15 protein-coding genes are annotated in these 14,562 nt (G+C 60.8%); 8 read left to right on the top strand and 7 right to left on the bottom strand.

The window, feature by feature from the left end; genetic code table 11:
- The first annotated feature begins 18 nt into the window (after window positions 1–18).
- Complete coding sequence (locus NKH78_RS28255) at window positions 19–768, top strand: ribonuclease activity regulator RraA (protein WP_352884836.1); 750 nt, start codon at window positions 19–21, stop codon at window positions 766–768.
- Here the strand turns inward: NKH78_RS28255 and NKH78_RS28250 are convergent, their stop codons facing one another.
- The 3 genes from NKH78_RS28250 to NKH78_RS28240 are packed head-to-tail and all read right to left on the bottom strand — an operon-like array spanning window position 769 to window position 4,331.
- Window positions 769–1,590, bottom strand: a complete 822-nt coding sequence (locus tag NKH78_RS28250) for an alpha/beta hydrolase (RefSeq protein WP_352706352.1) — start codon at window positions 1,588–1,590, stop codon at window positions 769–771.
- A gap of 8 nt (window positions 1,591–1,598) precedes the next feature.
- Window positions 1,599–3,086, bottom strand: a complete 1,488-nt coding sequence (locus NKH78_RS28245; protein ID WP_352778848.1) for an NAD-dependent succinate-semialdehyde dehydrogenase — start codon at window positions 3,084–3,086, stop codon at window positions 1,599–1,601.
- An 18-nt stretch (window positions 3,087–3,104) separates the two neighbouring features.
- Window positions 3,105–4,331 carry an iron-containing alcohol dehydrogenase gene (locus NKH78_RS28240; protein ID WP_352884835.1) on the bottom strand — a complete coding sequence of 409 codons (1,227 nt, stop codon included), beginning with the start codon at window positions 4,329–4,331 and terminating at the stop codon, window positions 3,105–3,107.
- 182 nt (window positions 4,332–4,513) lie between these two features.
- Between NKH78_RS28240 and NKH78_RS28235 the strand changes: the two genes are divergently transcribed.
- The 4 genes from NKH78_RS28235 (at window position 4,514) to NKH78_RS28220 (ending at window position 6,925) form a co-directional block, all read left to right on the top strand.
- Window positions 4,514–5,215 carry a GntR family transcriptional regulator gene (locus tag NKH78_RS28235; RefSeq protein ID WP_352739437.1) on the top strand — a complete coding sequence of 234 codons (702 nt, stop codon included), beginning with the start codon at window positions 4,514–4,516 and terminating at the stop codon, window positions 5,213–5,215.
- Window positions 5,216–5,368: 153 nt separating this feature from the next.
- A complete protein-coding gene (locus NKH78_RS28230) occupies window positions 5,369–5,962 on the top strand; it encodes a DJ-1/PfpI family protein (protein ID WP_352884834.1) in 594 nt (197 codons plus the stop codon).
- A 301-nt stretch (window positions 5,963–6,263) separates the two neighbouring features.
- Complete coding sequence (locus tag NKH78_RS28225) at window positions 6,264–6,491, top strand: CopG family transcriptional regulator (RefSeq protein WP_352479447.1); 228 nt, start codon at window positions 6,264–6,266, stop codon at window positions 6,489–6,491.
- Window positions 6,488–6,925, top strand: coding sequence for a TA system VapC family ribonuclease toxin (locus NKH78_RS28220; RefSeq protein WP_352706342.1), 438 nt, complete (start codon window positions 6,488–6,490; stop codon window positions 6,923–6,925). The genes NKH78_RS28225 and NKH78_RS28220 overlap by 4 nt, the downstream gene beginning before the upstream one ends.
- Before the next feature lie 774 nt (window positions 6,926–7,699).
- On the opposite strand, the gene NKH78_RS28215 is transcribed toward NKH78_RS28220, so the two are convergent.
- From NKH78_RS28215 to NKH78_RS28200, 4 genes are all read right to left on the bottom strand, one after another.
- Complete coding sequence (locus NKH78_RS28215; RefSeq protein WP_352884833.1) at window positions 7,700–8,092, bottom strand: type II toxin-antitoxin system VapC family toxin; 393 nt, start codon at window positions 8,090–8,092, stop codon at window positions 7,700–7,702.
- Window positions 8,073–8,315 (bottom strand): type II toxin-antitoxin system Phd/YefM family antitoxin, encoded by a 243-nt coding sequence (locus tag NKH78_RS28210; protein ID WP_292653697.1) that lies wholly within the window; start codon window positions 8,313–8,315, stop codon window positions 8,073–8,075. The genes NKH78_RS28215 and NKH78_RS28210 overlap by 20 nt, the downstream gene beginning before the upstream one ends.
- Before the next feature lie 430 nt (window positions 8,316–8,745).
- Window positions 8,746–9,873 carry an NAD(P)/FAD-dependent oxidoreductase gene (locus tag NKH78_RS28205; RefSeq protein ID WP_352509061.1) on the bottom strand — a complete coding sequence of 376 codons (1,128 nt, stop codon included), beginning with the start codon at window positions 9,871–9,873 and terminating at the stop codon, window positions 8,746–8,748.
- A gap of 63 nt (window positions 9,874–9,936) precedes the next feature.
- Window positions 9,937–10,938: an SIS domain-containing protein gene (locus NKH78_RS28200; RefSeq protein ID WP_352509062.1), complete on the bottom strand. Its 1,002-nt coding sequence runs from the start codon at window positions 10,936–10,938 to the stop codon at window positions 9,937–9,939.
- A 100-nt stretch (window positions 10,939–11,038) separates the two neighbouring features.
- Between NKH78_RS28200 and NKH78_RS28195 the strand changes: the two genes are divergently transcribed.
- From NKH78_RS28195 to NKH78_RS28185, 3 genes are all read left to right on the top strand, one after another.
- On the top strand, window positions 11,039–11,929 hold the full coding sequence (locus tag NKH78_RS28195; RefSeq protein ID WP_352509063.1) for a PfkB family carbohydrate kinase: 891 nt from the start codon (window positions 11,039–11,041) through the stop codon (window positions 11,927–11,929).
- 134 nt (window positions 11,930–12,063) lie between these two features.
- A complete protein-coding gene (locus tag NKH78_RS28190; protein WP_352509064.1) occupies window positions 12,064–12,900 on the top strand; it encodes an ABC transporter substrate-binding protein in 837 nt (278 codons plus the stop codon).
- A 76-nt stretch (window positions 12,901–12,976) separates the two neighbouring features.
- The gene (locus tag NKH78_RS28185; RefSeq protein WP_352739439.1) at window positions 12,977–14,506 is read left to right on the top strand and encodes an amino acid ABC transporter permease/ATP-binding protein; all 1,530 of its coding nucleotides are present in this window, start codon (window positions 12,977–12,979) and stop codon (window positions 14,504–14,506) included.
- The last annotated feature ends 56 nt before the right edge of the window (window positions 14,507–14,562 follow it).

Raw genomic sequence — 14,562 nt, 5'->3', positions numbered from 1 at the left:
ATTCAATCGGAGTCCACAATGACGCATCCTTCCGACATCATGCGGCCGCCTAAAGACCTGATAGACGCGCTAAGGGAGATCGGCGCCGCGACGGTGGCCGGCACGCTTGGCCACATGGGCTTCCGCAATCCGCACATGGTCGGTCCGGTGGCGCAAAACCACGGGAAATCGATCGTCGGGCCGGCGTTGACGCTGCAGTTCCTGCCGCAGCGGCCGGACCTCTTCACCGAGGGAGAATATGCCGATCCGGAGACGCAACTGCACCGGCACGTGCTCTATCACGCGCAGGAGGGCGATGTGGTCGTGGTCGACGCGCGCGGCGACATGAGCTCAGGCGTCTTCGGCGATATGATGTCGACCTATTTCAAGGGCAGGGGTGGGGCGGGTATCGTCATCGACGGATGCATGCGCGACCGGCCCAATGTCGAAAAGCTCGACCTGCCCCTTTGGCTGCGCGGCTGGACGCCAAACTATCATGTGCAGACCAGCATCTATCCCAATGCCGTCAACGTCCCGATTGCCTGCGGCGGTGTCACGGTGATCCCCGGCGACATCATCGTCGCCGACGACGACGGCGTGGTAGTGCTTCCCGTCGTAATGGCCCCGAAGGTGATCGAAGAATCACAGAAGCATCACGATTGGGAGGAGTTCTCGCGAGCGAAGCTCATGGAGGGCGGGCCGTTGCAACGCTACTATCCGTTGCATGACGATGCCCGCGGGGAGTACGAGGAGTGGCGCAAAACAAACCGCCCCGAGAACCCGAGTTAGTCAGCAGGCCTTGGCGATCAGTTTTGCCAGGCAATCGGCAGCCTCAGTCCCCGGCACGCCAAGATCTCTGACACTGTCCATGTGGTTGCGGTTCGGGAGCACATGCGACGTTACTAGCGATCCCTGCCGCAGCAAGCTTGCTTTGAATCGATCGGCTTGCTGATGGAAGGGTGGCGTCTCATTGGCTCCGACCAGAACCGCCGTCTTGGTTTGAGGATCATGCCGACAAGCGAGAGGTGTGAACATGGCGACTTCCTCGTCGGTGATTCCAATCTCGTTGGCGAGAAAGGAATCCTGGAGCGGCTTCAAATCATAGAGCCCGCTCAACAGAAGGGCTGCCCTCACATTCGAGGGGGTATGCTCTCCCTCGAACAGAAACGTTGCAAGATGTGCTCCTGCCGAATGACCACTGACAGTCAGGGCCATCGGGTTTCCACCATGATCGGCGATGTTGGCCAGGACCCACTGCTTGGCGCGGCGCACCTGGTCGACGATCCTCGCCATTCTGACCTTGGGCATCAGAGCGTAATCAAGGATGACGGCAATGGCCCCGGCCTGGGTAATCGTCGTCGCCATATATGAATAATCGCGCTTGGAGAACATTCTCCAGTAGCCGCCGTGGACAAAGACGTGCACTGGCAGGGCCGTTCTTTTGCCTGCGGGGAAGAACAGGTCCATGGTTTCGGTCGGATCCGGTCCGTAGGCCACGTCCGCGGTCATCGCAATAGTGGCGCGGGCGGCCTTGCTGCGATCAACGAAGTCCTGCACGATTTCGTCAAATTCCGCGACGTGGTCGCGGATGCGAAAGGGGTCGCCTTGCATTCTTCTGCTCACATGCTGATGGCGAGGTATTTCGCCTCCATGAATTCCGCAATGCCGTGATGCTGCCCTCCCTCGCGGCCGAGCCCGCTCTGCTTGACGCCGCCGAAGGGGGCAGCCGGATCGGACATCAGCCCGCGGTTGAGAGCAATCATCCCGGCCTCGATCCGGGAGGCCACCCGCATCCCGCCCGCCAGATCGCGCGTGTAGATGTAGGCAGCAAGCCCATATTCAGTGTCATTGGCGCGCGCGATGACCTCGGCCTCGGTTTCGAAGCTGGAGATTGGCGCCACCGGCCCGAATATCTCCTCATGCGCCATCTTTGCGTCGCCTGGCACGTCGCGAAGCACTGTCGGAGGGTAGAAGAAGCCACGTCCGGGCAGGACTGAGCCGCCGCACATGACCCGCGCGCCGCGTGCGACCGCGTCGGTGACAAGGCGGTCTATCTTCTCGACCGCCTTTTTCGTAATCATTGGCCCGCATTCCGTGTCCGGATCAGTGCCGGGGCCGACCTTGAGCGACGACATCCGCTTCTCGAGGCCATCCGAAAAGGCTTCGTAGATGCCGGATTGCACGTAGAGGCGGTTCGCGGCGGTGCAGGCCTCGCCGGCGTTGCGCATCTTGGCCACCATTGCGCCATCGAGCGCCGCTTCGAGATCGGCGTCGTCGAACACGATAAAAGGGGCATTGCCTCCGAGCTCCATCGAACACGAAACCACATGCCTGGCAGCTTCTGCCAGCAGAGCGCGACCCACACCCGTCGAGCCGGTGAAGGAGAGTTTGCGCACTCGCGGATCGGCCAGCATGGCGGCTGTCAAAGGCCCGGGACTGGAAGTTGTCAGGACGTTGACCACCCCCGGTGGAACGCCTGCGTCCTGGTAGAGCGCAGCCAGCGCGTAGGCGGTAAGCGGGGTCTCACTGGCCGGCTTCAGGATCACCGTGCATCCAGCGGCAAGTGCCGGCGCGATCTTGCGCGTCGCCATTGCGGCAGGAAAATTCCAGGGCGTGATCAGGACGCAGATGCCGATCGGTTCGTAGTCGACCACGATGCGGTTGGTGCCGGAGGGCGCAGTACCGAATTCACCGGTAATGCGAACCGCCTCCTCGGCATTCCAACGGAAAAACTCCGCTGCGTAAGCGATCTCGCCTCGGGCATCCCGCAGGGCCTTGCCATTTTCCAATGCGATGAGAGTAGCCAGCGCTTCCGATCGTTCAGTCATCAGTTCAAAGCAGCGTCGGAGGATCTCGGAGCGCTTTCGCGGCGACGTTGTCCGCCAGCCATGGGCTGCCTTGGCAGCGGCGGCAACGGCGGCGGCCGCGTCCTCCAAGGTCGCATCGGGTACGGCAGCGATGATGGCTTCCGTCGAGGGATCGATAACCGGAATTACCTTGCCATCGGCGGACTGCCGCCATTGGCCGTCAATATAGAGCCCGTGCGAAATTGTGTGGAAGTCGCTGACGCCCTGATCATCCGACAGAACCTGTGAAAACGTGTTCATCTCGATATTCCCGATTGTTTACACAGCGCAGCTGGCGAGGTCGCCATCAAAGGCGGCCTGGACCAGGCGTCGCATGGACCTCAAATCGAATGGCCGTGGGTTGTTCTTGATGAGGCGCTCGATACCGATCGCTTGTTCCGCCGTCCAATCGAGCTTGTCGGCGGGCAGCCCTAGCTCGGCCAACGAGGGGGTGATCCCGATTGCCCCAAACAGGCGACTGACCTCGCCAATGGTCGCGTCGGCCAACTCGTCCGGCGTTCGGCCCTTTCCATCGAGGCAGAGCGCGCTGGCGATCTCAGCCATCTCGGTCGCTGCGGCTGTTCTGTTGTACTTCATGACATACGGCAACATGGTGGCGACACCCAATCCGTGAGCGGTGTGGGTTATCGCGCCGACCGGGTATTGTACGGCGTGCGCTGCCGCCGTGCCGGCCGTTCCAAACGCGCAGCCGGCTGCAAGTGCGCCCATCATCACGTCGGCCCGGGCGTCCTCGTCAGAGGGCCGGCGGTATGCCGTTTCAAGGCTTCGGCCAAGCAGCTTGATCGCCAGCAGGGCGAAATGATCGGTCAAGGCGGTTTTGCCGATAAAGACATGTTTCTGCGGAAGGCCGGGATCGGTTCCGCGCCTGGCGGCGGTGAAGGCCTCGATTGCATGCGTCAGCGCATCGGCGCCTGCGATTGCCGTCAATCCCGGCGGGCATGTCATCGTCAGTTCAGGGTCGCATATGGCTGCGGCCGCGATCAGATAAGGGCTGGAGATGCCGACCTTCAGTGTGCGATCCGGATCCGAGATCACGGCAACCGGGGTCACTTCGGAGCCGGTTCCAGCTGTCGTCGGCACCGCGATCAACGGCAGCGTTGGACCGGGCACCTTGAACTCGCCGTAGTAATCCTGGAGCTGACCGCCGTGGCTGATGAGCAACGCGGCGCATTTGGCCATGTCGAGACAACTGCCGCCGCCAATGCCGATCACCATGTCGGGCGCGAACTTCCGCGCCTCCTCGACGCAGACGGCAACCGTGTCTCGGGGAACGTCGGGTAGTACTCGGTCATGCACCAGCACATCTATCGCGGCGGCTCGCAGCGCCGCGATAATCTCTGCGAACGAGCCCGTTGCGGCAAAACGTTCATCGGTGCAGACGAGCGCGCGACGCCCAAGCCTGGCCGCGACAACCGGAATGACGTGGCGTTGGCCCTTCCCGAAGAGGATTTCGCGCGGCAGCCTTATGGCAGCGAAAAGGCTCATGACCTGCATCCTATGTCTGGAAAGGCTGCGGGCGCGGCACGCTGCTCCCGCAGGGCCACCGCTAGCGCCATTGTTTCGTCTCGTAACGGCGGCAAATGATATCCTCTATAAAATCGTATATAATATAGGATTGCATTGGCCCGAGCATCGTGTTAGCAACTCAATGTGTCAAGAGGCAAAACATGCAGGCCATTAACTTACTCAATGCAGACGATACGAACCTCGGCGGCGGGCGTATCCAGCGCTCCAGCAGCCTGGTTGAGGACGTCTACGAAGCGATTTTTGCGCAACTCATGTCGCTGAAGATTGCGCCGGGCTCGCGCATCACGGTCGACAGCCTGGTCAAGGAATTCAACGTCTCCCATACGCCGATCCGCGAGGCGCTCGGCCGGCTCGAGGGCGAAGGCCTGGTGCTGAAGACGCATCTGATCGGCTACCGCGCTGCGCCGCAGATCACGAAACGGCGGTTCGACGAACTCTACGAGCTTCGCCTGCTGCTGGAGCCTCATGGTGCAGCAAAGGCAGCGGTGCTCATGGATGAGGTAAAGCTCGCACAACTTCAGAAATCCGCCGGCGTCATGGCGCGCCATGAGGGCAAGGACGAGCGCCTGCGGTATTCCAACTTCGCCCGCCAGGATGCCATTTTCCATGACAAGGTCATGGAATTCGCCAACAACGAACTCGTGCGCGAGACACTGGCTCACCAGCATACCCACTTCCACATATTTCGCCTGATGTTCCATTCGCGCGTCACCGAGGAGGCGCTTGACGAGCATGAGGCCATTCTGGCCGCTTTCGCTGCGGCCGATCCTGCTGCTGCCGAGCAGGCGATGCGTCGCCATATTGAGCATTCCCGCGACCGTTTGTTGTTGGCGTTCGACTGAGACTGTCCCGATGTCCCCGTACCCGCCATCGACGATCATCACGCAGGCCAGTGCCAACGAAGACTACTTCCCCGATTCAGCCTTCTAGAAACTCAAGCTTACCGGGCGAGTACAGGTCTCGCCCGGCCCCGTTCTCACAGGAAAGGAAGTACCATGCCAGGCAAAAAGATCCTGATGCAGACCGGTGAATTCACCGAGGAATACGAAATCTTCGTCTACCAGCAGGCTATGGAAGCGGTGGGCCACACCGTTCACGTCGTGTGCCCAGACAAAAGCGCCGGAGACCTGATCAAAACGTCGCTGCACGATTTCGAGGGCGATCAGACCTACACCGAAAAGCTCGGTCACTATGCCCTGATCAACAAGACCTTCTCCGACGCCGAGAAGCAGCTGGAGCAATACCACGCTGTTTACTGCGCCGGCGGTCGTGGGCCCGAATACATCCGCACGGACAAGCGCGTCCAGGCGATGGTGCGTCACTTCCACGAAAGCAGGAAGCCGATTTTCACGATCTGCCACGGCGTGCAGATCCTGATCGCGGTAGATGGCGTCGTGCGTGGCAAGAAGGTCGGCGCACTGGCGGCATGCGAGCCGGAGGTGACGCTTGCGGGCGGCACCTATATCGACCTGTCTCCAACGGAGGCATATGTGGATGGGACGATGGTTTCGGCAAAAGGTTGGACGGCGCTTGCTGCGTTCATCCGCGAATGCCTGAAGGTTCTGGGAACCGAAATCCGCCACGCGTAGACCATTGCTTCGACGCATCTCAAAGGGGGTGCGTCGGTCCTTGCTGCAGCCTCCGTAGCTTCTGCCGATAGTCTCCCGAGCTGATAAGCTTCCGGAAGGCACGTCCCTTAGGTAGCGCGGCCATAACGGTCCTTTCGGCCCTGCGCAACTTTGTCGGGAGTCAAAGTATGAGGGAATCCGGACAACTCATCTGCTTACGACGCTACGAAGTCGCACCGCTGTCGGAAGTCGCACAGCTTGAGTATCCGACGTCGCTATTCTATATGATGCGTGATGTTTGATGCGCACCAAGGAGGGCGATATGAGAACCACACTTGCGATCGATGACGATGTCCTGGTCGCGGCCAAGGCCATCGCCCAGCAGCAGGATCGCAGCCTCGGCGAGGTCATCACCGATCTCGCACGGCGCTCGCTGCGCCGGCCTCAAGCCGGCGGCGAGCGTAACGGGATTCCTCTTCTGTCGCCTCGGCCGGACGCACCTCCTGTCACGCTTGAGACGGTCAACGCCTTGCGAGACGAACTGCCTTGACGTTCCTGCTCGATGTCAATGTGCTGGTCGCGCTGATCGATCCTGGCCACGTCGCCCATGACGACGCGCATGGCTGGTTCGAAGTGACCGGTAACGCCGCATGGGCTACGTGTCCCATCACCGAAAACGGCGTCCTGCGCATCGTCGGCAACCAAAGATATCCCAATTGTCCCGGCTCGCCCGCCGTCGTTGCGCAAATCGTTAGCAAGTTGCGGACTCTGCACGGGCACAGCTTCTGGCCCGACGATGTGAGCCTGGTTGGCTCTGGCAACATAGATGCAGCGAAAATCCTGACCTCGGCACAGGTCACCGACACCTATCTTCTCGCGCTCGCCAAGGCGCGTGGCGGCCAGCTTGCAAGCTTTGACCGCAAGCTGTCGGCGGCGGCCGTGAAGGGCGGGAAGTCTGCACTGCACCTGATTCCCACAAGGTAGACCACCGGGGTCTTTGTGTCTGTTCCCGCAGTTGAGATAGGCGTAGCCGCGCAGCACCATCAGGCCGTTGCGCTCAGGCGCAAACGCGCGACCGTTGCTCGAAGGCCCGATTGTCTCGATATGCCGCCTCTCATCGAAAGCGGTTGTTCTTGGGTTCCAGAAAGCCCGGCTCGGATTCTACACCGCGGCCACGATCCAAGGTCGCCTCAGCGTCGTTGGCCGGCTCGCGCTTCTTTCTGTTCCGGCCTCTTTTCCGGCGCCGGCCGTTTCGATGCTGCGCTGGCCGACAGTTGGATACGTGTGGATCGTCCCGACGCGGCTTGTGTCTGCCACGCGACTGCCTTGTCGCCGATGGTCCAATGGGTCGGCTTTACCACGCCGGCCTGGTCGAAGTGATGAGGCGGCATGCCAGCAGCATCTGGCCCCCCAGCATTGCAGCCACCCTTGTCCCGCATATCGGCGCGTTATCGAACTGCCAAGGCCGCTTGTGCCCGTTTCTTTCCGCAAATAGGATTTTATCGGTCTTCCGGTCGACCGGCGGGCAAGCGCCTCTGGGCACAAAATGCCTTCCTAGCCAGATGGGGCAGGTTCCCAGGGCGTGGGCGTCGTCGGTCAAAGTTCGGCCAGAAACTTGCGGCGATCCAAGGGCAGCACGGAAACGAGAGACTTTGGCACGTCGAACAACATTGGCAGGTGGTCGAGCGAAGAGGTCAGTTGCCATTCGCGAGCGGCCCCAGAATTCGGACTCCCTGGCCGCGCGCGGCAAATGCGAGCTTACGATCGAGGGTGGCCAGGGGGCAACTCGGTTTCGATTGCCAGCGCAAGATAGGCGGCGTCATAGACGCTGAGCCCGTGCGAAGCCGCTAGGCTCAGCACCGCGCCGTCCGACCCGCCGCCCGCGTCCTCTAGCGGCAATCGGCGCAGCCGTGCCATGGTGGTGGCAGCTTCGCCCGCCGCGATGCGGCCACACCGCTCGGCAATCAGTACGACGTTCCGCGCCTCGTGCCAGAACAGAGAAGGGACAGGCGCCCTTGTTCCCGGCAATCGTCGCATCAGGGCGGCCGCCGCCTCGCTGTCTTCATCAGGAAGAATCCAGGCAGCCGCCATGGAAAGGTCGACCACGAAAGGCATCACACGATGATCGCCATCAAGCGCGGCGCCCTTCATCGCGCCAGGCCCGAATTTCGTCCTGCGTCACGGGCTTGGCGCGGGCCCGGGCAGCGCTGATCTCTTCGATCACGGCTTCGACATCGTTGCGCCGTTGAATCCGCGACAGTTTAGCGATGGGATCGTTGCCGCGCGAAATAATCACCTCCTCGCCTGCTTCGACTCTTGAAAGCAGTTCCGAGAGATGCGTCTTGGCCTCGCCAACTTTCACCGTGATGGGCATTTTCTGTCCTTGTACACGTCGGGGCCCCTCGCGGCGAGCCGTGTTCATTGCCGTTGAGCTGAGTGTGGATTGCCCGACAATCGCTGTACACAACAATAGGCGCAATGCTGACGCTTGGTCAATGCTTGGTCAAGTCACTAGGCCTGGACATTGCCGACCCCTCGCAGACCGCAAGGCGGGCCGTCTCTCAACAAGGTGAAGTTGTTCGTTCTGGTGGAACGGGGCTTCTGATCGTGCGCGGTTATCTGGTTTTCGAAGATGCAGAGGCTTGCAACTTGTCGCGGTCAGCGCACTCCAATGGATCGCGAGTGGCCATCTGACCATAAGACGACGACCTGATCACGCGATCCTGTCACCCCTCTCTCGGTAAGGGCAAGATTCCCCAGGCCCGCGGCCCATCTGGACGGTTCGGCCTTGCCCAATTGCCCTTTCAGTTGAAACGATTAGGGCGGAACGTTGCAAGCATGGGATGCGGATTGCCTGAGGCGATTTCTTTGGCAAGCAATTCGCCGACGATCAATCCAAGCGTGGCGCCGCTGTGGCTAAAGGCGACGTGAAGCCCGGCAACGGTCTCGACGGAGCCAAGCACTGGCTCGCCATCGCCGGGGATCGGCTTCGGGCCAACTGCATAGGTAGCGAGTTGGAGCCGCGGATTGCCCTCGAGCACCGCACTAGCCTCCTCGAGCAGTCCTTTGACGGTCTTGTCGTGCACGGTGTAGGTTCCGTCGGAGTTGACCATGACTTCTTCCTCCGACCACGCCGAATCCAAAACAAGTGCGCCATCCGGCGTCGGGCGCACCGCCACGCGGGGCGTATTCAGCACGGCACGGAGCTCGGTCTTGATCGGCTTGGTTTTCAAGAGAAGTGAAATCGGGGTGGCGTCGGGGACATGAACTCCGACCGTCGCGAGCATGGCGGGCGTCGCTGGCCCAACGGCAAGGACCACCGCATCCGCCTTTAACGGCATACCGTCGGCAGTGACGACGCCACGCGCGCGACCATCTGTGGCATCTATCCGCACGCGTCCAGCGTTCTGCACGAGTTTGCCGCCGCGGGAGCGGAACTCATTGAGCAGCAGATCGATCAGGCAGGGCAGGTCAACCCATCCTTCGCCAGGATTGAAGATGGCACCCTGCGGGGTGATGGCGCTGGCGTTGACGCCGGGCGCCACTGCGCCGACTTCGGCAGGGCCGAGCAGAAGCGCGTCATACCCGATATCCTGCTCCAGCTGGCAGATGGACGCGATCTGGTTCGCCTCGTCATCCGCATCCCAGGTGAGGCCGCCGTCAAAGCGAAGCCAGGCCGCCGTTTCCGGCCTTGTGGCGGCCAGGGTCCGATAACGGTCGATGCCTGCAAGCCTCAGGCGGTGGTAGGCAGTGTCCGCACGTCGTGCTGAGTTCAGCCAGGAAAGTGAACGGCTGGATGCGCCATTGGCGGGCGCGCCGTCGTTGACAATGGTTACATCAACGCCAAGACGAGCGAGGTGCAACGCGGAAGAGATGCCGAAGATGCCCGCGCCGATAACAACGACATGGCGCGGCTTTGGGAATGCAGTCATAGAGAAATCCTTCTTCGCAGAAGACGGGCTGGAGTTGTTAGATCGCTGCAGAGCGCGGCGGAACTAGTAGTCCGTTAGCTTCTTCATGTAGCGCCGGCCCTCGAGCATCGGCCGGCCGCGCAGACCGGCCAGCTCGTAGGCAAAACGCCACAGAGTGTCGAAGAAGACCAAGGGCACGAGATAGGGTTTGATGCGATTGGACATACCGCTGAGGTCGAGTTCCGCTCCATCGAGCACCAGGGTGTTTTCCCGGCTGCCGTACTTGACAAGGAAGTCGCGGGCGCGTTCCGTGAGGCGCCTCGTTTCGTCCAAGCCCAACATCACGACGAAGCCGGCATCCTTGTCCACCACCTCAAAGGGGCCATGGAAAAACTCGTTGGCGTGTATGGCCTGCGAGTCGTACCATTGCATCTCCATCAACACGCAGATGGCGTAGGAATAGGCCGCGCCATAGCTGGCACCGCTGGCAAGTGTGTAGATCCCCTTGCGCGGCGCGAAACGGGGTGCAAAGGCCCGAAACCGGTCGGCATAGATCCGGTGCGCACGTTCGATGGCCGGCTGAAGATGGCTCAGGCTCATCAGCAGGTCGGCGGTTAGCTTGGCATCCTCCCGAGCATCGATCAGGCCAGCGAGCAACATATAGAGCACGCCGTAATTGCTGTAGGCCGCATCGATTGCTTTGCCCGTCGTGTAGGATGCCTGGTAGGCTACCGGGTGGTCGACCGCCCGCGCGAGGGGCGATGTTTGGTCGAGCGTCATACCGATTGTCGTTGCGCCTCGGTGTTTTGCGTGATTGGCCGCCCGCACGGTCTCCGTGGTGGTTCCTGTCTGCGAGCAAAGGACAACGAGCGTGTCAGGTCCCAACCGTCGCGGATCTCGGCAGACGAACTCATCCGCGTTGTAGATGTCGCAGGCGAATGTGCCGCTGTGACGGTCGACGAAGTATTTGCCTGCCATCATGATCGAGAGCGAGCCGCCGCACGCCACGAGGAATAGGTGCGAAAATCGCTTGCCCGTCGTAGCGGTCAGGGCGCGTTCCACGTCGGCGGGCAGGGCGGAAATCATGAGCTTCCTCGTCTCGTTGACAAGCTTGGCCGGGGGCACAATTGACAGATAGTGGTGATTGTGCGAACGTTCTCATATCCTTTAAACTGAAAGTCATGCAATGGTCAAGATTGCCGCGATGGGTGATAACGTGGTCGATTGTTATCTTGCTCGCGGCGAGATGTTCCCCGGAGGAAACTGCCTCAATGTCTCGGTCTATGTGAGCCGCTTCGGCGGGCAGTCGGCCTATGTTGGAGCGATCGGCAAAGACCGGGCCGGGGACCTGATCTGCGCTGCACTGGCGTCGGAACGCGTGGACGTCACCCGATTGCGTCGCCTCGAAGGGTCGACTGCCTACTGCCTCATAGGTCACCGAAACGCTGATCGGATTTTCCTGGACTTCGACCTCGGCGTCTCGATGTTCACGCCAACGCAAGAAGATCTGGATTTTCTCTCGGGCTTTCAGGCCGTCCACATCGGCCAATCCAGCGGGTTAGACCCGTGGGTTGCCGCGGTATCGAGCAAATCCCTGTTATCTTACGATTTTTCTACACGGCGGGAGCCGGGACACCGGCGCGAGATTGGGCGCTATTGCTATCTGGCCTCCGTCTCGGGCGACGGTCTCAACGACGATAAATTGGCTGCAATCGTATCCGAACTGCTTGCATGTGGTTCAAAATGGGTTCTGGTGACTCGAGGTCGAGCTGGCGCGGTGCTTCACAGCGACACCGTCTCCTACAGCACCCCGGCGCGGCTGGTCGAACCCGTCGACACCCTGGGCGCGGGCGACACCTTCATCGCCAGAACGCTATTCGGCCTGCTTAAGGAAGAGGCGCCTCAAGACATTCTCGGCCATGCCGCGGAGGCGGCGGCCGCTACCTGCCAGTACTACGGGGCGATCGGCCACGCGACAGCAATCGAGTTAGGAAAGATGACGCCGGAGATCCTTCGCGGAGCTAGGCACGCTCAAGACTGGAAACCGTCTAGCAGCGAAATTCTCCGAAGCAATTGACGCGAGAAATGGACAATGCTAGTGAAAATGATAACGTTCTCACCTATCTGACCAAAACGCCACCTAAGAGCGTTTAAATGAGACGTCGAGTGGGATCGCAGGGCCGAGTTCGGCCAATCGTAAGAGGAGAAGACATGCACACGAATTTGAGCAGGCGCCAACTGGTGAAATCCGGTCTGGCGCTGACGATCGCGCTGTTGACAGGACTTGGCACGTTGGCCTCGTCAACGCAGGCAAACGCGGCCGACAACCCCTACAACCTCATCGACCCGACGGTGATCAGCGTCGGAACCATGGGCGATGCGAAACCCTATGTCTTCACCGACGCCAACGGTAACTTCACTGGCTTCGACGCCGAACTGTTCCGTGATGTGGCGCGCCGGCTCGGGTTCAAGGAGGAACAGGTCGTTTTCACCGGCCAGGAATTCTCGGCGCTGCTGCCGTCGGTGGCCAACGGCCGCTTCGACGTCGCTGTCGCGGCCATCGGCACGACCGCGGAGCGCAAGAAGACCGTGGATTTTGGCGACGGCTATCTCGCCGGCTACCTGTCGATCATTTCGGCGGATCCGGCACTGACGAGCAATGAGAGCACCGCCGGAAAGCGCATCGGCGTGATCCAGGGAACGCTGCAGGAAATCTATGCCGAGAAGAATCTGAAGGGCGACATTGTCAAATTCCCCGACAACAACACTGCGGTGGCGGCGCTGAATAACGGGACGATCGATGGCCATTTCACTGATTATGAGTCGGCCAAGCAGTATGTGGAGCGCTATAAGAACCTGAAGATAACAATGAACGTGCCGTCCTTCGATGCGCCGGCCGGGTTCGTGGTCAAGAAAGGCAACGATGCCTTCCGCGAGGCGCTGAATAAGGCGCTGCGCGAGGCCATGGACGATGGCACCTGGAAACGGCTGCATGAGAAGTGGTTCCCGGGCACTCCGATGCCCGATCAATATCTGCCCAAGAAGTAAATTCGCGCGTATTCATTTTCGTTTCCGGCCGGGCCCGTGAGCAACGGTGCCCGGCCGAGTTATAGATGGACTTGATATGAGCTGGTTCGATACCTTCGCCCGCAGCTTCCTTGATTTCCAGGCGATGGCAGAAGTTCTGCCAAACATGGTGATGGTCGGCCTCAAGAACACTTTGATCCTGGCCCTTGCCTCGACGTTTTTCGGGACGCTGATCGGTATCGTCCTCGCTGTCATGGGGATTTCCGAAAACCGGCCGCTGAAACTCCTTGCCCGAGTCTACACCGATATCTTCCGCGGGCTTCCCGCCATTGTCACGATCCTGATTATTGGCCAAGGCTTCGCGCGGTTGGGCCGAGATCTGTTCGGTCCATCGCCTTATCCGCTGGGCATTCTGGCACTCAGCCTGATTGCCGGCGCCTACATCGGAGAGATTTTTCGCGCCGGTATTCAGAGCGTCGAGCGTGGTCAGATCGACGCAACGCGCACTCTCGGTATGACGTACGGCCAAGGCATGCGCCTGGTGGTGATCCCGCAAGGCATCCGCCGCGTCCTGCCTGCACTGGTCAACCAGTTCATCGGTAACGTCAAGGACTCCAGCCTGGTCTATTTCCTTGGCCTGCTCGCCTCCGAACGCGAACTGTTTCGCGTCGGCCAGGACCAGGCCGTGCTGACCGGCAATCTGTCACCACTGTTGCTGGCCGGCGTGTTCTATCTCGTGATCACGGTGCCGCTAACCCACCTCGTCAATTACATCGACGCTCGCATGCGCGTCGGCAAACGTATCACCGCTGTGCAGAGCGGCCTCAAGGAAGTCGCCGAGCTTGCCGAAGCGATCGTGCCGGGCGCAGCGACGTTGCCTGCAGCGGCGCCCACACGCTTCAAGGGCGGCGGCATCGAGGTCAAGAATATCGACATGGCCTACGGCGTCGTCCAGGTGCTCCATGACGTCAGTCTGAAAGTGCAGCCCGGGACCGTCACCTGCCTCATCGGGCCGTCCGGCTCGGGCAAGTCGACCTTGCTGCGTTGCCTCAACCGCCTCGTAGAGTGTCGAGCCGGTGACATTCTGCTCGATGGCGAAAACATCTACAAACAGACCCCTGACCAACTCCGGCGGCGCGTCGGCATGGTTTTCCAGCAGTTCAATCTGTTTCCCGACCGCAGCGCCCTCGCCAACATCACCCTGGCGCTGCGCAAAGTTAAACGCATGTCGCGCGAGGAGGCTGAGGGGGCGGCCTTAGCGAGGCTGAATGAAGTCGGACTGCTGGAGCGCAAAGATCATCGGCCGGCTAATCTCTCGGGTGGGCAACAGCAGCGGGTGGCCATCGCGCGCGCCCTGGCCCTCGAACCTGAGGTTATGCTGTTCGACGAAGTCACCAGTGCCCTCGATCCGGAATTGGTCAAAGGTGTCCTGAATTTGATGGCCGACCTCGGGCGGGGCGGGATGACGATGGTGGTCGTTACACACGAGATGAACTTCGCTCGCAAAGTCGCGAACCAGGTCGTATTCATGGACGAGGGGCGGATAGTCGAGGCAGGACGACCAGAGGACCTTTTCGACAATCCGCAGAGTCCACGTCTTCGGCGCTTTCTGTCAGAGGTGCTGTGATTGCAATGGTGTGCGCAACGGCGGGTGCTTCGGTGTTCGGCCTTGCGGCGCGGGCT

The organism is Mesorhizobium sp. M0910 (assembly GCF_040319465.1).
Lineage (GTDB): Bacteria > Pseudomonadota > Alphaproteobacteria > Rhizobiales > Rhizobiaceae > Mesorhizobium.
Note: the sequence above shows the minus strand (reverse complement) of the source record. Positions and strands in the feature narration are given on the sequence as shown.